Source organism: Neisseria sp. P0001.S007 (assembly GCF_051963655.1).
In the GTDB taxonomy this organism is placed as follows: domain Bacteria; phylum Pseudomonadota; class Gammaproteobacteria; order Burkholderiales; family Neisseriaceae; genus Neisseria; species Neisseria subflava_A.
This window is the reverse complement of record NZ_JBQCUB010000005.1, coordinates 100,224-121,943: the sequence shown is the minus strand read 5'-3', so window position 1 is coordinate 121,943 and position 21,720 is coordinate 100,224. Positions and strand designations below refer to the sequence as shown.

The 21,720-nt window shown below is 47.4% G+C and carries 17 protein-coding genes and 2 pseudogenes; 15 read left to right on the top strand and 4 right to left on the bottom strand.

From position 1 onward, the window contains the following. The first annotated feature begins 11 nt into the window (after positions 1-11). From thrC to hemE, 7 genes and pseudogenes are all read left to right on the top strand, one after another. The gene (gene thrC / locus ACTHRE_RS06495) at positions 12-1,421 is read left to right on the top strand and encodes a threonine synthase (protein WP_377073302.1); all 1,410 of its coding nucleotides are present in this window, start codon (positions 12-14) and stop codon (positions 1,419-1,421) included. Between the two features lie 226 nt (positions 1,422-1,647). Continuing rightward, positions 1,648-3,414: a lipid A export permease/ATP-binding protein MsbA gene (gene msbA / locus ACTHRE_RS06490; protein WP_377073300.1), complete on the top strand. Its 1,767-nt coding sequence runs from the start codon at positions 1,648-1,650 to the stop codon at positions 3,412-3,414. 85 nt (positions 3,415-3,499) lie between these two features. Next, positions 3,500-4,276, top strand: coding sequence for a ferredoxin--NADP reductase (locus tag ACTHRE_RS06485; protein ID WP_049328975.1), 777 nt, complete (start codon positions 3,500-3,502; stop codon positions 4,274-4,276). Between the two features lie 71 nt (positions 4,277-4,347). Then, positions 4,348-5,043, top strand: a pseudogene (locus ACTHRE_RS06480) (uroporphyrinogen-III synthase); the annotation flags it as partial. Between the two features lie 156 nt (positions 5,044-5,199). After that, positions 5,200-6,471, top strand: coding sequence for a uroporphyrinogen-III C-methyltransferase (locus ACTHRE_RS06475; RefSeq protein WP_377073310.1), 1,272 nt, complete (start codon positions 5,200-5,202; stop codon positions 6,469-6,471). Next, a complete protein-coding gene (locus ACTHRE_RS06470) occupies positions 6,468-7,691 on the top strand; it encodes a heme biosynthesis protein HemY (RefSeq protein ID WP_377073298.1) in 1,224 nt (407 codons plus the stop codon). The genes ACTHRE_RS06475 and ACTHRE_RS06470 overlap by 4 nt, the downstream gene beginning before the upstream one ends. A 135-nt stretch (positions 7,692-7,826) precedes the next feature. Then, the gene (hemE, locus tag ACTHRE_RS06465) at positions 7,827-8,888 is read left to right on the top strand and encodes a uroporphyrinogen decarboxylase (RefSeq protein ID WP_377073297.1); all 1,062 of its coding nucleotides are present in this window, start codon (positions 7,827-7,829) and stop codon (positions 8,886-8,888) included. A gap of 272 nt (positions 8,889-9,160) precedes the next feature. Here the strand turns inward: hemE and ACTHRE_RS06460 are convergent, their stop codons facing one another. The 3 genes and pseudogenes from ACTHRE_RS06460 to ACTHRE_RS06450 form a co-directional block, all read right to left on the bottom strand. Next, the gene (locus tag ACTHRE_RS06460) at positions 9,161-9,520 is read right to left on the bottom strand and encodes a hypothetical protein (protein ID WP_377073295.1); all 360 of its coding nucleotides are present in this window, start codon (positions 9,518-9,520) and stop codon (positions 9,161-9,163) included. Positions 9,521-9,680: 160 nt separating this feature from the next. Next, on the bottom strand, positions 9,681-9,962 hold the full coding sequence (locus ACTHRE_RS06455; RefSeq protein WP_377073293.1) for a hypothetical protein: 282 nt from the start codon (positions 9,960-9,962) through the stop codon (positions 9,681-9,683). 114 nt (positions 9,963-10,076) lie between these two features. Beyond that, positions 10,077-10,575 (bottom strand): annotated as a pseudogene (locus ACTHRE_RS06450) (hypothetical protein). Between the two features lie 69 nt (positions 10,576-10,644). Between ACTHRE_RS06450 and ACTHRE_RS06445 the strand changes: the two are divergent. From ACTHRE_RS06445 to ACTHRE_RS06410, 8 genes are all read left to right on the top strand, one after another. Beyond that, on the top strand, positions 10,645-10,794 hold the full coding sequence (locus ACTHRE_RS06445) for a hypothetical protein (RefSeq protein WP_349267146.1): 150 nt from the start codon (positions 10,645-10,647) through the stop codon (positions 10,792-10,794). 267 nt (positions 10,795-11,061) lie between these two features. Next, positions 11,062-12,555, top strand: a complete 1,494-nt coding sequence (cls, locus tag ACTHRE_RS06440; protein ID WP_377073291.1) for a cardiolipin synthase — start codon at positions 11,062-11,064, stop codon at positions 12,553-12,555. 317 nt (positions 12,556-12,872) lie between these two features. Next, a complete protein-coding gene (locus ACTHRE_RS06435) occupies positions 12,873-14,969 on the top strand; it encodes a TonB-dependent receptor plug domain-containing protein (protein ID WP_377073290.1) in 2,097 nt (698 codons plus the stop codon). 464 nt (positions 14,970-15,433) lie between these two features. Then, positions 15,434-15,628, top strand: a complete 195-nt coding sequence (locus tag ACTHRE_RS06430) for a YgaP family membrane protein (RefSeq protein WP_003685761.1) — start codon at positions 15,434-15,436, stop codon at positions 15,626-15,628. Positions 15,629-15,640: 12 nt separating this feature from the next. Further along, a complete protein-coding gene (locus ACTHRE_RS06425; RefSeq protein ID WP_377073288.1) occupies positions 15,641-16,162 on the top strand; it encodes a rhodanese-like domain-containing protein in 522 nt (173 codons plus the stop codon). A 79-nt stretch (positions 16,163-16,241) separates the two neighbouring features. After that, on the top strand, positions 16,242-16,544 hold the full coding sequence (locus ACTHRE_RS06420) for an ArsR/SmtB family transcription factor (protein WP_070585615.1): 303 nt from the start codon (positions 16,242-16,244) through the stop codon (positions 16,542-16,544). Positions 16,545-16,732: 188 nt separating this feature from the next. After that, positions 16,733-17,365, top strand: a complete 633-nt coding sequence (locus ACTHRE_RS06415; protein WP_070826899.1) for a hypothetical protein — start codon at positions 16,733-16,735, stop codon at positions 17,363-17,365. A gap of 272 nt (positions 17,366-17,637) precedes the next feature. Continuing rightward, on the top strand, positions 17,638-18,072 hold the full coding sequence (locus ACTHRE_RS06410; RefSeq protein ID WP_234395431.1) for a hypothetical protein: 435 nt from the start codon (positions 17,638-17,640) through the stop codon (positions 18,070-18,072). A 220-nt stretch (positions 18,073-18,292) separates the two neighbouring features. Here the strand turns inward: ACTHRE_RS06410 and mfd are convergent, their stop codons facing one another. Beyond that, positions 18,293-21,697 (bottom strand): transcription-repair coupling factor, encoded by a 3,405-nt coding sequence (gene mfd / locus ACTHRE_RS06405; protein ID WP_440345014.1) that lies wholly within the window; start codon positions 21,695-21,697, stop codon positions 18,293-18,295. Positions 21,698-21,720: the final 23 nt, after the last annotated feature.

Sequence of the window (21,720 nt, the reverse complement as noted above, 5' to 3'; positions counted from 1 at the left end):
GAGAAGAAATCATGAAATATATCAGCACCCGCGGTGCAACCGCACGCAAGCAATTCAGCGAAGTTTTATTGATGGGCTTGGCTCCTGACGGCGGTTTGATGCTGCCTGAGCAATACCCTCAAATCGACCATGCTACCTTAGACCAATGGCGCACACTCAGCTATCCTGAGCTGGCGTTTGAAGTCATGAGCCTGTTTGCCACCGACATCCCTGCTGATGATTTACGCGACATCATCAACCGTACCTACACCGAAGAAGTATTCGGTACCCAAGCCATTACTCCGGTGCGCACACTTTCAGACGGCATCAAAATTCAAGCCCTCTCCAACGGCCCGACTTTGGCATTCAAAGACATGGCCATGCAATTCTTGGGCAATGCGTTTGAATATGTATTGAACAAAGAAGGCAAAGAACTCAATATCTTGGGTGCCACCAGCGGCGACACCGGCTCTGCCGCCGAATACGCCCTGCGCGGTAAAAAAGGTGTCAACGTCTTCATGCTCTCGCCGGAAGGTAAAATGAGCGCATTCCAACGCGCGCAAATGTTCAGCCTGCAAGATGCTAATATCCACAATATCGCCGTTGAAGGCATGTTTGACGACTGCCAAGACATCGTCAAAGCCGTACAAAACGATGCCGAATTCAAAGCCAAATACCACATCGGCACAGTCAACTCCATCAACTGGGGCCGTATCGTCGCCCAAGTCGTGTACTACTTTGCCGGTTATTTCAATGCCACTTCGAGCAATGACGAAAAAGTCAGCTTCTGCGTACCAAGCGGCAACTTCGGCAATGTCTGCGCCGGCCATATCGCCCGCCAAATGGGTCTGCCTATCCACCGCTTGATTGTCGCTACCAATGAAAACGACGTATTGGACGAATTTTTCAAAACCGGCGCATACCGCCCGCGCAACAGCGAACACACCCACGTCACTTCCAGCCCGTCTATGGATATTTCCAAAGCCTCCAACTTCGAGCGTTTTGTGTTTGACCTGATGGACCGCGATGCAGACGAAATCAAAACCTTATGGGCTGAAGTAGGTTCCGGCAAAGGTTTCAATTTGGAATTTGTCTTAAACAAAGTACATCAACAATATGGCTTTGTTTCCGGCAAATCGACCCATGCCAACCGCCTTGCCACCATCAAACAGGTTTACAAGCAAGATCATGAACTGATTGATCCGCATACAGCTGATGGTGTCAAAGTAGCGCGTGAAGTACGAGAAGCCGGCGAAACCATCGTCTGCCTCGAAACCGCATTGGCTGCCAAATTTGAAGCCACCATCCATGAAGCTGTTGGCGAAGTTGCTATCCCCCGTCCGGCCGCATTGGAAGGCTTGGAAAACCTGCCACAACGGGTCCGTGTTGTCCCTAATAACGCAACGACAGTAAAAGACATCATTAAGGAAGCTTTGGCTTAACCGGCTGTCTTTGACGACTGAAGAGGCCGTCTGAAACTTTTTCAGACGGCCGCGACTGGTGTTTATGAAGTAGGCAGCGTTATTCCAATCCAACCGCATTACAGTCGTTATCATATAAAATCAAGGCGTTAAAACAATACCAACTCCTTTTGACTTTCAATTGCAAACATTGTAATGACAGATATTTTCGTTTAGAATTGCATGTTTGCTCTAAATCTGGATTGATATGCAGACAACACAAGCCACATCCAACTGGGAGCTGTACAAGCGTTTGCTTGGATATTTAAAAAGCTATTGGAAGATGTTTATCGTCTCCGTAGTGGCCATGCTGATTGTCGCCGGTACGATGCCGGCTTTCGGTTACTTGCTCAAACCTTTGATTAATGAAGGTTTTGTCGATAAAAACATGAAAAGCATGTCATGGTTACCGCTGGCAATTGTGGCGCTGTTTTTCATTCGTGGCCTGTTCAACTTCATTAACGAATATTGCACGACTTATCTGTCCAGCCACTTGGTGCAGCGCTTGCGCGGTGAAATGTTCAACAAAATGATGCACCTGCCGACTTCGTATTTCAGCAGCAATACCGGCGGCCGTTTGATGTCTCGTATCTTGAACGACGTCAATCAAATTACCGATGCAGGGTTTAACGTCATTACCGTGATTGCTAAAGACGGCGTGAGCGTAGTCGGCCTATTGGGCTTGCTAACTTATCTGAACTGGCGTTTGACCCTGATTACTTTTATCATCTTGCCGGTTGTTGCTGTATGTATCCAAACAGTCAGCAAACGCCTGCGCAAACTGTCTGCCAACAACCAAATTTATCTTGGCCAGCTGATGCAGGTCTTGGGCGAAAGCATTAATGGTGAACGCGTTGTAAAAATCTACGGCGGTCAAGATTATGAAAACCGCCGCTTCAACTGTATTGCCGATGATGTGCGCCGTAACCTGCTCAAACAGGTTTCCGCCAGCTCTGCCGGTACCGGCATTACGCAATTAATGGCTTCGGTTGCATTGGCTGCGATTATTTATGCAGCAGCTCGCCAAGCTGGACTTTCCGGCTTCAGCGCAGGCGATTTTATGTCGTTTTTGTCCAGCATGATCATGATGTTTGATCCCATCAAACGCATGACCGGCGTGATGCAGTCCCTGCAACGTGGTTTGGCGGCGGCAGAAAGTGTCTTCACCTTTTTGGATCAACCCGAAGAAAGCAACGAAGGCAAACAGATTCTCAGCCCAAACCCTGGCGATATCGAATTTTGCGATGTTGTACACCGCTATCCTGAAGCCGAACGCAATAGCTTGAACCACATCAACCTGCTTGTGCCGCAAGGCAAAGTGACTGCATTGGTCGGCGCATCAGGCTGCGGTAAAACCACCTTGGCCAATATGTTGCCGCGCTTCCTCAATCCGGACGAAGGCAAGGTCTTGATTGGCGGCATCAACATCAATGAATATACACTCGAAAGCCTACGCAGCCGCATGGCTTTCGTCGGCCAAAACGTTGTCCTGTTTAATGGTACGATTGCTGAAAACATTGCCTATGCTCAAGCTGAAAAATTCAGTGAAGAAGAAATTATCAATGCTGCAAAAGCCGCGAATGCTTGGGAATTTATCCAAAAAATGCCACAAGGCCTGCACACTGAAGTTGGCGAAAACGGTTTAAAACTGTCCGGTGGCCAACGTCAACGCCTCGCCATTGCGCGTGCGCTTTTGAAAAATGCGCCGATTTTGATTTTGGACGAAGCCACCAGTGCATTGGATAATGAATCCGAACGTTTGGTACAAACTGCATTGGAAAACCTGATGCAAAACCGTACCACATTGGTGATTGCCCACCGACTTTCGACCATCGAAAAAGCCGACAATATTGTTGTCATGCACGAAGGCAATGTCGTCGAACAAGGTACTCATCATGAATTGATCAACGCAGGTGGACGCTATTCCGACCTGCACAGCCTCAGCGAAAAATCAGCCAAACCGGCAAGCAAGTAGCTGAACACCATATTCCATTCTTTTTATTAACCTTGGCCGCCCCGACCTATCCTTTTCAGACGGCCTTATCCGACAGGAAATATCAATGGCAGCATTCAACACCCAGAAAGTCTTGTCCGTACACCACTGGACCGACGCTTACTTCACTTTCACCTGCACCCGTGACGAATCTTTGCGCTTTGAAAACGGCCAATTCGTCATGGTCGGCCTGATGGTAGACGGCAAACCACTGATGCGCGCATACAGCGTGGCTTCCGCCAACTGGGAAGAGCATCTGGAATTTTTCAGTATTAAAGTACAAGACGGCCCATTGACCAGCCGCCTGCAACACCTTAAAGTCGGTGATGATGTCCTCATCAGTAAAAAACCGACCGGTACATTGGTTGCCGGCGACCTGAATCCGGGCAAACACCTCTACCTCTTGAGCACCGGTACCGGTATCGCCCCTTTCTTGAGCATTACCAAAGACCCTGATGTTTACGAGCAATTCGAAAAAATCATCTTGGTTCACGGCGTACGCTACAAAAAAGACTTGGCATACTACGACCGCTTCACCAAAGAATTACCCGAACACGAATACTTGGGCGACTTGGTTAAAGAAAAACTGATTTACTACCCAATCGTTTCACGCGAAGAATATGTACACCAAGGCCGTCTGACCGATTTGATGCGCAGCGGCAAACTCTTCGAAGACATCGGCCTGCCTAAAATCAATCCGCAAGACGACCGCGCCATGCTGTGTGGCAGCCCTGCCATGTTGAAAGATACCTGCAACGTCTTGGACGAATTCGGCCTGACCGTTTCTCCGAAAACCGGCGTTCGCGGTGACTACCTGATTGAGCGCGCATTCGTCGATCAATAACGTACGTCAGCAACAGGCCGTCTGAAACCCTTCTTTCAGACGGCCTAAACCTTAATAATTTATCCTACATTATGCCTACTCTACTCATCATCCGTCCGTCCAACCGTCCACAGCAAGATATCCAAACCTGCCATGCAGCCGGTTGGCAGGCTCAGGTATTGAGTCCGATTGAAATAGAGGCAGACCGTTCGGCACTAAACAAACTTCCCGAACAATTCAAGCAAGCCGATGTGGTGTTTTGGGTCAGCCCGACCACTATTGAAACTGCAGTACCGTATCTGACCTTTTCAGACGGCCCTAAAGTACACATTACCGTCGGCCAAACCAGCCAACATACTTTGGCGCAATTCTCCCCCTATCCCGTATTCTCTCCCGAAGATGGCAACGACAGCGAAGCCGTCTTGAGAATGCCTATTTGGAAAAACCTGCCACCTAATGCCCGAGTTTTAATCATTCGAGGTCATGGCGGCCGTGATTTTCTGGCAGACAAACTGACCGAACTGGGTTTCCAAATCGACATCGCCGAAATCTATTTCAGACGGCCACACGCCATCGATTGGCAGCACTTTAAAACCGAAGACATCGCCGCCGCCTACATTACATCCGGCGAACTTGCGCGCGAATTTTTCCATCAGATTCCGCCGCAATTTTCCCGATTCTTCGAATCCTTGCTATACTTTACCCACCATCCTCGCATTGCCGATGCGCTTCGCATCGTCGGTGCCAAACATGTAGAAACCGTCACTTCTTTATCCGCTGCACTTTCATCCATACCACAAAGGAGCCAAGCAGTGAACCCAGTCGAAGACAATAAAGATACCCAACAAGTTGCCAATACGGCAACTACGGCGCCTGAACGTTCTGAAAACACCAGGCCGTCTGAACAAATCAAACCTACCCAACCTCAGCAAGTGGAGGCGAGCATGCCCGAGTCCAACAATCTCCCACAAAACAACGCCCCTGTTATCATCAAACAATCTGGCGGCAAAGCCTTGGCCGCAGGTGCGATCGTCTTCGCACTGCTTGGCCTAGGCGCGAGCGGATTCCTGTTTGTACAGGGTCAAAATGTTTTAAAAAACCAAGAGCTCGAATTCAACCAAAAAATCGACAAAGCTGCGTTAGGCGAATCTGAAAACGCCAGCCTTTTAAAAGACAACCTCAACCGCCAAACCGCTATTCAGGCCGAGTTAGACCGCCTGAACAACGGTCAAAAAAACAATAGCGATCAAATTCTACAAACTCAGAAAGCTTATCAAGAGCTGCTCAAAGGCCGTATCAACTGGCTGGTCGACGAAGCCGAATCGATGTTGAACACTGCTTCGCAACAATTGATGCTGTCAGGCAACCTTCAAGGCGCGGTCAGCGTATTGGAACACATCGACAGCCGCTTAAGCCGTTTTGAACAGCCTGAGCTTATCCCCATCAAGCAAGCCATCAGCAATGATTTGGCCGCGCTGAAAAACCGTCCTTATGTCGATATTTCCGCTACTGCCTTGCGTATCGACCGTTTGGAAACCGGTATTTCCGGACTGCCTTTAGTCTTGGACGGCGTATTAAAACCGGGTGCCGCACCTGTCGAAGCCGCTAATTCAGGCACTTGGTGGGAAAACACATGGGAAAAATCCCTCAATGCCCTCAAAGGCTTGGTTGAAGTCCGTCATCTGGACAGCAACGACGCCATGTTGATTTCACCCGATCAAACCTACTTCATCCGTGAAAACCTGCGCCTGCGCCTTTTGGATGCGCGCATTGCCCTGTTGCAACACAACGGCGAAGTGTATCAAAGCGATTTGAACAACGTTGAAGCAACTGTGAAGCAATACTTCGACAGCAAATCCCCTGCTACCCAGTCATGGCTGAAAGAGTTGGCCGAACTCAAAGCCCTTGATGTCCGCATGATTTCAGATGACAGCCTGAAAGCCAGCTTGAGCGCCGTTCGCGCTTATCAAGAAGGTTCGCGTACACAAATGACGACCGAAGAAGCTGCACAAACCCAAGCTACCGAGAAAACCGTTTCCGCTCCGGCTGCAACCACCGAGCAAGCCACAACTGCCGCACCGGCTGCCGCTTCCGCTCCTCAGTCTTTGGAAGCACCTGCATTGCCGTCTGAAAACAAAAAAGAACCGGCCGCCGAAGCTGCCAAACCACAAAACCAAACCAAGCCTGCTGCCAAAATTAAAGGAGAGCAAGCATGAAAACCGTCGTTTGGATTGTCATTCTGTTTGCCGCCGCCGTTGGTTTAGCGTTGGCTTCCGGCATTTATACCGGCAACGTGTACGTCGTGGTTGAGCAAACCATGCTGCGTATCAATCTGCATGCCTTTGTTTTAGGCCTGCTGTTGAGCGTATTCGTCTTGTATTTCCTGATTAAATTCGTGTTCGGCCTCTTGAACATTCCGGCGCGTATGCAACGCTTCGGTATTGCCCGCAAAGGTCGTCAGGCTTCTGCCTCTTTGAACAGCGCAGGTTTGGCATATTTTGAAGGCCGTTTTGAAAAAGCTGAGCAAGAAGCCGCCAAAGTCTTGCAAAATAAAGAAGCAGGCGACAACCGTACCCTGGCTTTGATGTTGGGCGCGCACGCGGCCGACCAAATGGAAAACTTCGAATTGCGCGACCGCTATCTGCACGAAATCGAACACCTTCCACAAAAGCAGCAACTGTCCCGTCATCTTTTGCTGGCCGAATCTGCACTGAGCCGCCGCGATTATCCGACTGCCGCACAAAACCTTGAAGCCGCAGCAAAAATCAATAGCAACTTAAGCCGCCTAGTCCGCCTGCAATTACGTTATGCCTTTGATCATGGCGATGCTTCAGATGTCTTGGCAAAAGCGGAAAAACTGGTCAAAGCCGGCGCCATCAACGATTATGAAGCCGAACAGTATCAAAATTGGGCATATCGCCGCCTCTTAAGCGAAGCAACCGATGCAGGCAGCCTGAAAGCTTGTTTGAAACACATTCCTGAAAGCTTGAAATCAGGCGAATTGTGTGTCGCGATTGCCGAAAAATACGAGCGTTTGGGTTTGTATGCCGATGCAGTCAAATGGGTTAAAACCTATTATCCGCAAACCCGCCAGCCCGAGCTTTTGGAGGCATTTGTCGAATCCGTGCGTTTCCTAAGCGAGCGCGAGCAACAAAAAGCCATCGACTTGGCAGATTCTTGGTTGCAGGAACAACCCGACAATGCACCGCTGTTAATGTATCTTGGCCAACTGGCCTACGGCCGTAAACTTTGGGGCAAAGCCCAAGGCTACCTCGAAGCCAGCATCGCCCTGCAACCAAGCGTATCCGCACATTTAGTCCTAGCGCGCGTGTTTGATGAAACCGACCAACCGCAAAAAGCGCAAGAACAACGCAATCTGGTTTTGGAAAGCGTGGCCGAAGAAGAACATCCGGCAGCCCTTCCTCAACCAAATTGATGTGCTGATTTTGTATTAAGCGACAGTATGAAATCTACAACAGAACCAACCATTTAATCATTTCAGACGGCCTCAATACATATCTAAGGCCGTCTGAACTTTGTCCAACACACCAAATCAGAAAGCCTATTTATCATGACTGCTCTGAAAAACGACACTTTCCTCCGCGCCCTGCTTAAACAGCCTGTCGAATACACACCTATCTGGATGATGCGCCAAGCCGGACGCTATCTGCCTGAATACAAAGCCACGCGCGCACGCGCAGGTAGCTTTCTCGATTTGTGCAAAAACACCGAGCTGGCGACCGAAGTCACCATCCAGCCTTTAGAACGTTTTGATCTGGATGCGGCAATTCTGTTTTCCGATATTCTGACCGTTCCAGATGCCATGGGTTTAGGCCTGTATTTTGCCGAAGGTGAAGGCCCAAAATTTGAACGCGCTTTGCAACACGAAGCCGACATTGCAAAACTGCAAGTTCCCGACATGGAAAAACTGCAATACGTCTTTGATGCCGTGACTTCCATCCGTAAAGCACTGGACAGCCGAGTTCCGCTGATCGGCTTCTCCGGCAGCCCGTTCACACTCGCCTGCTACATGGTTGAAGGTGGCAGCAGCAAAGAATTCCGCACCATCAAAACCATGATGTATTCGCGCCCTGATTTGCTGCATAAAATCCTCGACACCAATGCTCAAGCCGTTACCGCTTATCTCAACGCCCAAATCGATGCCGGCGCACAAGCCGTACAAATTTTCGACACTTGGGGCGGCGTGTTGAGCGATGCAGCGTTTAAAGAGTTCAGCCTGAAGTACATCCGACAAATCGTTGCCGGACTCAAACGCGAAAGCGAAGGCCGCCGCGTGCCTGTTATCGTATTTGCGAAAGGCGGCGGCTTATGGCTGGAAAGCATGGCAGAAATCGGCGCAGACGCATTAGGCTTGGACTGGACCTGTAACATCGGCGAAGCCCGCCGTCGCGTCGGCGAACAAGTTGCCCTGCAAGGCAATTTTGATCCGTTCACCCTCTTTGGCACACCGGAATCTATCCGCACCGAAGTCGCACGCATCCTTGCCGACTACGGCAACGGCAGCGGCCATGTATTCAACCTCGGACACGGCATCAACCAACACGCCAATCCGGAACACGCCAAAATCTTGGTCGATACCGTACACGAATTGTCCCGTCAGTATCACGCTTGATTGAGCGCGTAACGTAAAAGGCCGTCTGAAACCGTAGTTATTGTTTCAGACGGCCTCTTAGCTCAAACCTTGAGAACCGCATGCGTGCGTTCCGCACACATCCTACTTGTTGAGTTTAGATTTCATATGGGCTACGGCTTGCTCATGATTCATGGTTATTCTCCTTTTCTAGTTTGCAACAAGTTGAGGTTATCTAAAACAAGATTTAATTCAGTCATAAGCTTCTCATGATGAAAAATGTAAACATGGTTTTATATAACTTATTCTATTAATTATGTATTCAATAAACTCAAATCATCATTTTTTGGAATGGTAAGGTGATTTTCATTATTTCTAAATTCCCCACTAACATATTCTGAGAATGCACATGTTTTGCAGCAATAAACTAATCTATTAGTCTCGATTTCCTTCCATAAATCAAAACCATAGGTGCCATGGCAAATATTACATTCCATATCTGGTTCTTGAATAATAAATAAATTCTCTAAAAAATTTTGTAGCGATTGATAAATATATGAATTATTTCTTTGCATGGAAATATCTATTTGCCGTTTAAGAGCTTTTAAATCGTAAAAACTAATTAGTGATTTTTTTATTGGATAATTAGGGATATCTAAAATTTCTATATTCATAAATTCAGAAATATTTGAACGGTGATCTAAAAATTCTTTCTCTAAACTAGGATAATCATGTAACCATTTAAGAATTAAAGTTGCGAGTAAGATATGATCTACATTATTACCTATACCCTCTATTTTTTCTTTTAAAGAAAGTATTATTTTTTTTGCATAATTACTGCCCTTTCACTGGATATGTTGTGATTAAATTTCCCATTTCGTCAGTAAATATCTTAATATATCTAGTTGGTGTTCCTCCTTCCTTCAAACTAGTTATACCAATATTCTTACCAGTATCGACTACACGGACAAACTGACCGCCAGGGATGGCTGTTACTGGAGAGGATATCGTATTTCTACTTTGTAAAATAACTTTTAATTCATTTGGAGTTATTGAAAAAATAGAACGGCTATTTTCAACTGACCTATAAAAATGGCCGTCTATTAGAGTTAGCATAGGTAGTGTCGCCGCCGCTCAAGCCGATAAATAAAGGTCGTCTGAAACAGTTTCCTAGTTTTCAGCCAACCTGTATTACGTAATAAGGAGAATATCTTAAATAACCAAGCATCCTCAATCATAATTTAGAGAAATTATTTTTTCAGAGTCTAATTCTGTTAATATAATTAACTTATTAATTTTATCTATTTTCCAGTCTGATATTATATCGGTAGATACTAAATTCTCTCTTGTTAAGTTTTTATCTGTAATAATTGCACCCAACTCATGAATAATACAAATTTTTTGATTCTCCAATAAATAAATAAATATCAAAAACTATTCCATCTATATTTATCATATTAACTTCTAATTTTTGTATAGAAATACAAAAAACGACTGAATCAAATCCGATAAAAATATTTTTATCATCAAGTATTAATACTTTTGGGGAAATACTTATACAGGAAACAGCTAATCCAATACCTATATTGAATTCTTTGTGAAAAGAAAGAATGAAACATCGATAAATCTCCTTTCCTTCCTCTCTTAGAATAATATATTTTTGATAAGTATTTAGTAAATAGTCCTCTAACTCTCTTATGGAATTATAAGGATATTTCGTTAATTTCATTATTTGAGACCTTTACAAAATTCCCAAAAATCCCCTAAATTCCGACCCAAGACATTTAGGGGATTTCTCATGAGTACCTTCTTCCAACAAATCGCACAGGCCATGATTGCCAAACACATCGACCGTTTCCCACTATTGAAATTAGAGCAGGTCATTGATTGGCAGTTGACCAAGGCAGCAACTGCTTATTCAGTATACACGTTTCCGTTGCTATGTTAACCGTGTTGCACGAGCTGACAACTTTGGACTCTACAGCATTCTTTCCCCTCGTACTGATCGACCTGCCCACAGGTGCAGCATTGACTGTATTGTTTAGTGGTTTAACACCCCAAAACCGACGAAAAACAAGACCTAAAGGCCGTCTGAAAACAAAAACACGATAATCGTGTAAATTTGTTTTCAGACGGTTTTTCTATATACTTAATATCTGAAGCTTATCAGCTGACACCTTCAAACTTAAAAACACATCCACTCCTACTACCGAATATGAATTTTTTAAAAGACATCACCTGGACCGAAATTTTCATCTTCGCCCACACCTGCGCCGCACTCGTCTGCATGCTGCGCGTGTTATACAAACAAAAAAACATCGGCTCAACCTTCGCTTGGCTGATTATCCTATTCCTTTTCCCCGTATTCGGAACCATCGCCTACATCCTTATCGGCGAGCCTCGTCTCGGCACGGCCCGCGCCAAACGTACCGGCGAAATGAACCGCTTCTACCGCAACTTTGCCGCCACCCATCTAGCCGATATCTATCTCGACATTGCCGACCAAGTCAAATCACGTTACCACGGCATCAGTAAAGTTGCCGAAAAAGGAACGGGGCTGGGTGCTACCAAAGGCAACGCCATGAGCCTGCTCTCAACCACCGATGCCATCATCGACAGCATGCTTACGGACATACGCGCCGCAACCCATTCCTGCCTGCTGGCCTTTTACATTATCGAGCCCAAAGGTCGCATCGAAGAAATTTTAAATGAAATTCTTGCCGCCGCAGATCGGGGCGTTGACTGTGCCATTCTGGCCGATGCCGTCGGCAGCAGGAGCTTTTTTGAAAGTGACTGGGTAGAGATACTGCGCCAAGCAGGCGTTGAAGTACATACCTCATTACCTGTCGGCATCTGGCGTACACTATTCACGCGCACCGATCTGCGCAACCACCGCAAAATCCTCGTTATCGACAGCAAAATCGGTTACACAGGCAGCTTCAACCTTGTCGACCCCCACTATTTCAAACAAAACTCCGGCGTCGGAGAATGGGTAGATGTCATGATGCGCTGTACAGGGCCTATGGTTTTGGAACTGTCTGCCGTCTTCTTCGCAGACCTTGCCGTCGAAACCGATGAAAACCTCCAAAACGTACAAACATACCTCAATCAAGCCCAAAGCCTGCTACCTAAAATCCTTCCCGAAAAAATGCAGCAAGGCGATATTGTTGCCCAAATCATTCCATCCGCCCCCGAGCAAGGCAGCTTCGTTATCTACGAAACCATCATCAGCGCCATCTATGCCGCCACCAAACAAATCACGATTACTACTCCCTACTTTGTCCCCGACGAGCCGCTTCTCATGGCATTAACCGTTGCCGCCAAACGCGGCGTCAAAGTAACCCTGATACTGCCTGCCAAAGTCGATTCACTGATGGTGCGCTACGCCTCACGCGCCTACTACCCTATGTTGCTGGAAGCCGGTGTCAAAATCGCCATGTTTGAAGGTGGGCTCTTACATGCCAAAACCATGACCATTGACGAAGACTACTCCCTCTTCGGCACGGTCAACATGGACATGCGCAGCTTCTTCCTCAATCTCGAAATCAGCCTCGCCATCTACGATCGCGATACCACCAAACAAATCTGCCACCTGCAGCGCAGCTACCTTAAAAACAGCAGCTACATTGCCATCAAATCATGGCAACAACGTTCCAAACTCCGCGGCCTCGTGGAAAATGCCGTCCGCCTAATGAGCCCTTTACTGTAAAACATAAATATTTAGGCCGTCTGAAAAGTACTTTTCAGACGGCCTTTTAAATAAAACACTGATAGACAAAATTCTTTATTGACAGATATTCAAGCTATCCCATCTCTCCCTCTCGGAAAAAGTAAGACTCAACCCATTTCCCAACCAAAGAATCTTTACCAAATTTAACTAAAATATAAACTAATTGATTTTTATAAAAATCCTATTAATTTGAGACTGGAATAAAACAGAATATATTTATTAATATCCATTAAGAATTTGATAATCATTATTATAACAATTAGAATAAGCAGTCAATTTTTTACTTAGGAAAAATCATGAATAAGGTCTCCTCTCCTGTATTCCGCCTTAGTATCATTACACTCGCATTATCAACAAGCTTCGCTCATGCCGAAAATTTGCAACCCGCAGAAACTGCCGAGCTGAATGAAATTAAGGTTACCGGTACTGCCGTACCGACTCGTGTAACCCGCAACCAGCTCGACCGTGAAATTTCGACCGATTTAAAACAAGTCATGAAAGACCAAATCGGTATGGATGTCGGTGGCGGCAACGGCGTAGCACAGTTTTACAGCATCCGCGGCGTTGGTGAAGACAAAATTAACCTAGAAGTCGACAACACCAGCCAATCCACAAAAATCTTCCACCACCAAAGCCGCTTCCAGCTTGACCCCGCTTTGGTAAAAAGCATCAACGTAGAAAAAGGCACAGGTGCGGCGAGCGCGGGCTTGGGCGCGGTCGGCGGTACCATCCGCGTAACAACGGTTGACGCAAAAGACCTGCTGACCGACGGCAAACCTTTCGGTTTCAAACTGGGCGCAGGCTTGAGCAGCAATAAAGGCTCAACCGGCAACGCGGCGGTTTACGGCTATCAAAACGGCTTCGATGCCCTGTTTGCAGGCAACTTCCTCAACAACCGCGACTACAAAGACGGCAACGGCAATGTCAACCTCGGCAGTCGTCTGAAACAGCACAGCTACCTCGCCAAACTCGGCTACGATTTCAACGACGACCACGGCATCCGCCTGACCTACCGTCAGGAATACCAAAAAGGCAACCGCACCGACAAAGCCGAGTTCCAAAACGTTGACAGCTACATCGGCGTGGACGGCACTTATCAAAAAGAACAAACCTACAATCTGGAATACCGCGGCCGCAACGTCGGCTTCATCGACAAAATCGATGCCAACGTCTTCCAAATCAATACCGACGACACCAAACCGCCCAAAGGCGCCCCTTCTCCAAAAGCCCAAGCTTCCGGCACTGCGCAAGGCGGCGTTCCTATCGGCAAACTTGAGTTAAGCAAAATCAAAGCGACCGGCGCGAATCTGAACCTCGCCAGCTCTTTCGGCGACGGACACATGGTGAAATACGGCGTCAACTACCGCCACGAAACCTCCGAGCCGTCCGACAAAGGAGCGTGGCTGAAGATTCTCGGCCTATATGACCGCGACAAAGAGAAAAAAGCCGAATACGGCGTGTACGCGGAAGGTATTTGGAACTTGAACCCCGTTACCCTGACCACCGGCCTGCGTTACGACCATTTTAAATACAACGCCGCCAGCAAACAAAGCGCATCGCACGGTCAGCTCAACCCCAGCATCAGCGCGATTTGGGACATCAACGACAACTTTTCCCTCTTGGCAAACCTCAATCAGGCAAGCCGTGCGCCCCGCCTGAACGAAGCCCTGTTAGCTAACGAACGCGCAGGCGCCGCCGCCGATTTGGACAGCAACCTCAAAGCTGAAACTGCCCGCCGCGCCGAATTGGGCTTCAGATGGCGCAACGACAACTTCAACGTCAGTGGCAGCGTGTTCCACCAACGCATCAAAGACCTCATCGTCTATCGTTGGGCAAAAATCAACAACAACACCGCCTCCATCACCGAACGCGGCAAGATTTACAACGGCGGCACGCTCAAAACCTACGGCTACGAACTTGACGCGTCCTACCGCTGGGGCGGCCTGACCGCGCGCGCCGGCGTGTCCTACGTCAAACCCCGTCTGAACGGCGAAATGTACTACGGCGATAGCCCGGTTAAAGCGGAAGACCACGAAAGCTCGTTCACCTTCTGGAACACCGGCCGTCAATGGCTGACCGGCCTGTCTTATCAGTTTGAGAACCCCAAACTCGAAATCGGCTGGCGTGGCCGCTACGCCCAAAGCGTGAAATACACCGACGTCGCCCGCGGACTAGGCACGATACACGGTAAGAAAGCTGGTTATGGTGTACACGACATTTACGCCAACTGGCAGCCGCTGAAAAAAGACAACCTGAACGTCAACTTCGCTGTCAACAACATCGGCAACAAGCAATACCGTTCGCACAGCCAACGCTTCCCTGACGGCAATGGACGCGTGCCCTTCTACGAACGCGGCCGCGAGTTTGCCTTGGGCGTGAACTATCGTTTCTGATGATACGAACGACGTTATAAAGAAACCAAAGGCCGTCTGAAATTCAATTTTCAGACGGCCTTTTATAATTCGTAGACAATTTGATTTAAAAGTATTTCCTCTCCCTTGCTAGTTACACAACGGATTATTCAGTCTTCAAATCGTCTCCATTGGACTTCTTTTCCGAATCGGTCATGATTTGACTCCTTCTGAAAACTGACTACCAATTCTTCCAATATAAATAAAATATTATATAGATAATCTCCAGTGCCGTCTGAAAATATCAGGCTGTATTTTTACATTTAACCATGCCGTTGGAGATTGATTCTATTTGTGCGTTTAAAAAATACAATGCAAATATTCATTACACTTTTACTGTAAACCATTTGACAAAGTCATCTTTAAAGCTATAATATTTCTCATATATGATTTTTGTTATATATGTTTATTTATAGACAATCCATTCTTAAACAAGGAGCAATAAAATGAAACGAAACTTGGGTACTTTGGATCGCGTAATCCGTATTGTTATCGGCGTAGCGCTGATTGCTGCAGCCGCTACCGGACAAATTGGCTGGTGGGGTTGGCTGGGCATCATCCCCCTGGGTACAGCACTGATTGGCAACTGCGCGCTGTACAGCTTATTGGGCATCAACACCTGCCGTATCAACAAAAAATAACGAAGGCAAAACATGACTACGGTCGGACAACTCCCGCGAATTATGCCTTCCGAAGCAATGGCAAAAATCCGTGAGGGCGCGTTGGCAGTGGACATCCGAAGCCAAGCCGAATATCGGGGCGGGCATATTGGCGGTGCATTATCCCTTCCGCCTGAACAGCAGCGAGACAAACTGCCCGATGATACGGCCCCATGCCTGATTTTTTATTGCCTGAGCGGTAAACGTACAACACGGTCAGAAACAATATTGTCAGCATTTAGCCAAGGTCGCGAATGTTATATTCTAGAAGGTGGCTTACTGGCATGGAAATCAGTAGGACTTCCTATTGTTGCCGACCAGTCGGCACCGGACATCATGCGGCAGGTGCAAACCATAGCGGGCAGTTTGATTCTGTTGGGCGTGCTGGCAGGTTGGCTGGTATCGCCTTGGTTTTATCTGATAGACGTGATGGTCGGCGCAGGCCTGTTAACGGCCGGACTAACCGGATTCTGCGGCATGGCACGCCTACTGGCCAAAATGCCATGGAACCCTTAAACAAAGGCCGTCTGAAAGTTGCTGCTGAGGCCATTATGACTGATAATTCGACCTCCTCATTTGCCGAAAAGCGCGAAAAATGACTATTGCCGACAATCAACCTCCCTACGAAGAAGCCACCGCTTTTCTCAAACTTCTGGCCAATCCCAACCGCCTCGCCGTATTGTGCAAACTACATGAAAGGCCGCACAATGTAACCGAATTGGCTGAATCATCCGGACTGCCGCAAGCGGCAATGTCCAGCCAATTAGCCCTGTTGCGCGAAGCCGGTTTGGTATCATTTGAAGTAAACCATCGGGAACGGCAATATTACATTGCCGACCCCCGAGTTAACGAGATGATACAGCTGCTGTATTTTTTTTTCTGTGCAGGAAAAGATTGAAATGTGGTTGTACTGCCTTAGAAAGGCTATTCGGAAAATTAACCTAAAAGGTCGTCTGAAAATTTTTCAGACGACCTTTTTATACTGCTTCTGTATTTACACTTAAAGCACGCGTACGACACCCTACCTGCAGCTTTCATGCGGACTAATGCTTGCTGGTGATAAAGTTATTAAGGAATTTGTCAAATATGGAAAAGATTGAGAAATTTAAATCTGAATTATTGGATAACATCTTTGAGTACATTCAGTGTATATCCATTTTTGTCTATAAGAAAAAGATATATTATTTGATTGATTATAAGGAAAATTTCATATTAAATATGAAATTAGACTTAGATTTGGATTTTAAAAACGGTAATATTACGTTAGAACAATATCAGGATGAAATGAATAGTTATTATTACCGAAACGGCATCTGGCAGTTAACTAAGGACAATTTCGAAAGCTATCTTCAATCAGATTCGGTCGTCGTACTGGAAAAAGACGAATTGAAGGCGCTGATGTTACAGGGCTTTAATTTAGATGAAGCAGCAAGATTATATTCCGTTGTCGAGAACAAGTTGTCGTATGATGATCCTATTTCGGATTTTGGCCAACAAAGTGATTTCTTAAAAATCAATCAGATTTCTTCAAGATTACCGTTGTTCTATATTAATTTTGATACGGAAGTTTACCTTCATATGGATTGGGACAGATGTCATGAAGATTATGTCTATGATGGCTGGTTTTCTAAGGCAATGGACTTTGGGTATTTGATACCGGACGAATTTTGTTATTGGAAAATCGAAGGGCGGGATTATTGGAAATTTCGGCAATTATAAAAATAAACAAACGATACAAGTCGTAGTCTGCCCAAAACTTGAAGGTGGGGCTGAGGTGTGTACGAAGTTAGAAGGTTAGACAAGTGATATTTCGCATCATTTGATAAAAGGTCATCTGAAAGCCTGAAAATCGTTTTAGACGACTTTTTATTACGCTTAAAGCCCACGTTTGTGCGTGCCGTATACACTCTACTTACAGGTTTAATGCGGGCTAAGGCTTGCTTACACCCCTTCTAAAAATATTAAAAATTAAAAGCCACAGGAGATTCGAGATGTCGAGAGATATAGGTTTAAGTATTGATTTATCGATGAATAACAAAAAAATTTCTCGTTATGAAATACTGAAATATTTATGGGAGGGTGGTTGGCGTTTTCTCGATAATGGACAATTTACTTATTTGCTGCTTGGTAATGACGACTGGGATTGGAATTCGGCCTCTATGTCGGAACAAGAAATTTTTGATTTTTTAAAAATCAAAAGTAATTCGGATGAAGTTATCGGGTTTGTAATGACATGGTCTGATACCAATATCGGTGGAAACGTCTTATTTTTTCCTAATTTTGAATTCTTATTCAGCATTAATATCAATATTAAGGAAATTTATAATAAAATAGTGGATATAAACTGGTATCTAATTAAATTACTGCCTGTTTTTGACAAGAATGGCGTTCTATATAATTCTATTGTCTATAATGAATACAGATAATTGCCGAAAATTTTGAAAAATCAAATGATGAAAAGCTAATTAATACAATTATATAATTGATTTAGTTAATCTTTTTAAAAAATAGCGGTAGGTGTAGGTCGGATTCTCGAATCCGACAGCTTCATGGGAGATTTTGTCGGATACAAGTATTCGACCTACAAATTTTGGATAAGGAAAGGTCGTCTGAAAATTTTTCAGACGACCTTTTCTTCATCAACCTCTACTTTGCTACCACTCTTTCTTTCAAAGTCTTCAACACACTTTTCACTGTCTTAATCCTCATCTCCACATCCTCCATCTGAGCCGTAAACTTCAACTTGTCTGCCCCTGCCAGCCGGTATTTTTTATCCGTCTGAATCAGCAGGATAATTTCTGTCGGGTCAATTTGGTGGTGTTTGCCGAAGGTAACGGTGACGGCTTCGCCGGTGGCGTCGATGGCGTCTATGCCCAATTCTTTTGCAGCGAGCCGCAGGTGGTGGCTTTCGATGAGGGTTTTGACAGGTTGTTCGGGCAGGCCGAAGCGGTCGACGAGTTCTTCGTGTATGGCGTTGATTTGCTGCACGGTTTCGCAGACAGCAAGGCGTTTGTAGAGGACGAGGCGCTCGTGAATGTCGGGGCAGTAGTCTTCAGGCAGTAATGCCGGGCTGTGCAGTTTGATTTCGGTGGTAATGCCCAATGGTGCGTCGAGGTCGGGTTGGCGGCCTTTTTTGAGGTCGCGCACGGCTTGTTTGAGCATTTCGGTATAAAGCGTGAAGCCGACCTGTATCATTTCGCCGGACTGACCTTCGCCGAGGATTTCGCCTGCGCCGCGGATTTCCAAATCCTGCATGGCGAGGGTGAAACCTGCGCCGAGTTCGTCCGCTGCTGCAATAGCGTCGAGGCGTTTTTCTGCGTCTTTGGTGATGTATTCGGGCGTGAGCAGGTAGGCGTAGGCTTGATGGTGGCTGCGTCCGACGCGCCCACGCAACTGATGAAGCTGAGCCAGCCCGAATTTGTCGGCACGGTTGATGATGATGGTGTTGGCGTTGGGAATGTCGATGCCGGTTTCGATGATGGTGGAACAGAGCAACACGTTAAATCTTTGCTGCAAAAAGTCGCGCATGACTTGTTCCAGCTCGCGCTCGCGCAGTTGTCCGTGCGCCACACCGATGCGGGCTTCGGGCAGCAGGGTTTCCAACCGCTCACGCATATTCTCAATCGTATCCACTTCATTGTGCAGGAAAAACACTTGTCCGCCGCGTTTGAGTTCGCGCAACACGGCTTCGCGCACGCTGCCTTCGCTGAAGGGTTTGACAAAGGTTTTGACGGCGAGGCGGCGGCTGGGGGCTGTGGTAATCAGTGAGAAGTCGCGCAGGCCTTCGAGCGCCATGCTGAGGGTACGCGGAATCGGTGTGGCGGTCATGGTGAGGATGTCAACATTGGCGCGCAGGCGTTTGAGCTGCTCTTTCTGACGCACACCGAAGCGATGTTCTTCGTCGATAATGACTAAACCTAAGTTTTTGAATTTGATGTCGTCCTGAACCAGTTTGTGCGTACCGATAACAATATCGACCGTGCCGTCTGCCATGCCTTCCAGAGCGGCTTTGGTGGCTTTACTGTTGTTGAAACGCGAAAGGCTGGCGACTTTCACGGGGAAATCGGCAAAGCGATCGGCGAAATTTTGTGCGTGCTGCTCGACCAGAAGCGTGGTCGGTGCGAGTACGGCAACTTGCTTGCCACCCATCACCGCCACAAACGCGGCGCGCAGGGCGACTTCGGTTTTGCCGAAGCCGACATCGCCGCACACGAGGCGATCCATTGGCTTCGCCTGCGTCAAATCTTTAATCACAGCGGCGATGGCGGCGGCTTGGTCTTCGGTTTCTTCATAGCCGAAACCATCGGCAAACGACTGATAGTCCATCTCGTTGATTTCAAACTTGTGTCCCGATTGAGCGGCGCGTTGGGCGTAGAGGTTGAGCAACTCGGCGGCGGTATCGCGCGCCTTTTCGGCGGCTTTGCGTTTTGCCTTGTTCCACGCGCCGCTACCGAGCTTGTGCAAAGCTACGTTTTCATGCGCCTGGCCGGAGTAGCGGCTGATTAAATGCAGTTGCGAAACAGGCACATAAAGCTGCGCTTCGCCCGCGTATTCGAGCAACATCATTTCGTTGGTTTCATCGCCTAAGTCCATTGCGACCAAGCCCATATATCGGCCGATACCGTGTTCTTCATGCACGACAGGGTCGCCGATATTGATTTCTGCAAGGTCGCGCAACAGGCCATCTGAAACGGCGGCGTGTTTCTTACGATGATGTTTGCGCGAGCGGGCAACATATTGATAAAGATCGGATTCGGTAATGACCGCGATGTTTTGATCTTCTAATTTAAACCCGTAAGCCAACGGCGCCACTGTAATCATCAGCGGCTCATGCGCCGACAAAAAGCCCTGCCAGTCGGACACGCTTTTGGCTTTTAAGCCGTTTTGCTGCAAGAAACCGAGCATGGTTTCGCGCCGTCCCAAACTTTCGGCGCACAACAAAATCCGTCCGTCAAAGGCCGTCTGAAAATCCTTCAGTGCCTGCAACGGTTCATCTGCTTGGCGGTTGACGGCCACGTTTGGCAACGTATGTTCATCACCAAAAATATCCGGCAATACCTGACCATAATTTTTCAGACGGCCTGCAAAAACATCTGCAGAGAGATACAAATGCTGTGGAAGCAAAGGCGGATAGGTTTCGTCGCCCTGCGCCATGGCGTAACGCGATTTAACGTCACTCCAAAAACGGTTTGCCTCGGCGTGAACGTCGCCCAAAGAGACAAACAGCGCGTCTTCGCCGATATAGTCAAACAGCGTTTCCAACTCGTTTTCAAAAAACAGCGGCAGGTAATATTCCACACCCGCGCCGAAATGGCCGTTGCTGACGGCTTTGTACACAGCCGCATCGTTCGGATTGCCATCAACTTCCTCGCGGAAGCGGATGCGGAAAATCTTTTGCGCCTCGCTGTCGGTGGGGAACTCGTGCGCCGGTAGCAGGCGGATTTCGGAAACGGGGGAGATGGTGCGCTGCGTTTCGGTGTCAAAGGTTTTAATACTGTCGATTTCATCGTCGAACAAATCGATGCGGTACGGCATTTCGCTGCCCATCGGGAACAAATCGACAATACCGCCGCGCACGGCAAACTCGCCTGCCGCAACAACGTGGGAAACATGGTTATAACCTGCATCCACCAAATCACTTTTCAGACGGCCTATATCCAAAGTCTGCCCTGTTTTCAGCCAAAACGTGCGCCCTGCCAGAAACGGCACAGGCGGCAACTTCTGCATCGCCGTCGCAACCGGCACGAACAACACGTCCGCCGCGCCGCTCTTAATCTGCCACAACGCCGACAAGCGCTCCGATACCAAATCCTGATGCGGTGAAAAACGCTCGTAAGGCAGCGTTTCCCAGTCCGGCAGGAACACCGCCGTATCGTGCGGACGGAAAAACAGCCAGGCCGTCTGAAGGCGTAGTGCCTGTTCCGCATCTTGGGTCAAGACAACCTTAAGCTGCTTATGCGGCAGATAACGCGCCAAAGCCAAGGGCAGCGAGCCTTGAGACAGATTGAGCCAACGGGATTTTTCATGGGGTTTGGGAATCGGATAGGTCATGACAAAAAACAGTTTGTAATAAG

What these genes read in the sequence shown, in the direction of transcription:
- ACTHRE_RS06410 (WP_234395431.1), top strand. Translation starts at nt 17,638, where the DNA reads ATGTCGAGAGATATAGGTTTAAGTATTGATTTATCGATGAATAACAAA.
- ACTHRE_RS06455 (WP_377073293.1), bottom strand. Translation starts at nt 9,962, where the DNA reads ATGCTAACTCTAATAGACGGCCATTTTTATAGGTCAGTTGAAAATAGC.
- ACTHRE_RS06460 (WP_377073295.1), bottom strand. Translation starts at nt 9,520, where the DNA reads ATGAATATAGAAATTTTAGATATCCCTAATTATCCAATAAAAAAATCA.
- ACTHRE_RS06475 (WP_377073310.1), top strand. Translation starts at nt 5,200, where the DNA reads ATGCCCGAGTCCAACAATCTCCCACAAAACAACGCCCCTGTTATCATC.
- thrC (WP_377073302.1), top strand. Translation starts at nt 12, where the DNA reads ATGAAATATATCAGCACCCGCGGTGCAACCGCACGCAAGCAATTCAGC.
- cls (WP_377073291.1), top strand. Translation starts at nt 11,062, where the DNA reads ATGAATTTTTTAAAAGACATCACCTGGACCGAAATTTTCATCTTCGCC.
- ACTHRE_RS06470 (WP_377073298.1), top strand. Translation starts at nt 6,468, where the DNA reads ATGAAAACCGTCGTTTGGATTGTCATTCTGTTTGCCGCCGCCGTTGGT.
- ACTHRE_RS06420 (WP_070585615.1), top strand. Translation starts at nt 16,242, where the DNA reads ATGACTATTGCCGACAATCAACCTCCCTACGAAGAAGCCACCGCTTTT.
- ACTHRE_RS06415 (WP_070826899.1), top strand. Translation starts at nt 16,733, where the DNA reads ATGGAAAAGATTGAGAAATTTAAATCTGAATTATTGGATAACATCTTT.
- hemE (WP_377073297.1), top strand. Translation starts at nt 7,827, where the DNA reads ATGACTGCTCTGAAAAACGACACTTTCCTCCGCGCCCTGCTTAAACAG.
- mfd (WP_440345014.1), bottom strand. Translation starts at nt 21,697, where the DNA reads ATGACCTATCCGATTCCCAAACCCCATGAAAAATCCCGTTGGCTCAAT.
- ACTHRE_RS06435 (WP_377073290.1), top strand. Translation starts at nt 12,873, where the DNA reads ATGAATAAGGTCTCCTCTCCTGTATTCCGCCTTAGTATCATTACACTC.
- ACTHRE_RS06425 (WP_377073288.1), top strand. Translation starts at nt 15,641, where the DNA reads ATGACTACGGTCGGACAACTCCCGCGAATTATGCCTTCCGAAGCAATG.
- msbA (WP_377073300.1), top strand. Translation starts at nt 1,648, where the DNA reads ATGCAGACAACACAAGCCACATCCAACTGGGAGCTGTACAAGCGTTTG.
- ACTHRE_RS06445 (WP_349267146.1), top strand. Translation starts at nt 10,645, where the DNA reads ATGAGTACCTTCTTCCAACAAATCGCACAGGCCATGATTGCCAAACAC.
- ACTHRE_RS06485 (WP_049328975.1), top strand. Translation starts at nt 3,500, where the DNA reads ATGGCAGCATTCAACACCCAGAAAGTCTTGTCCGTACACCACTGGACC.
- ACTHRE_RS06430 (WP_003685761.1), top strand. Translation starts at nt 15,434, where the DNA reads ATGAAACGAAACTTGGGTACTTTGGATCGCGTAATCCGTATTGTTATC.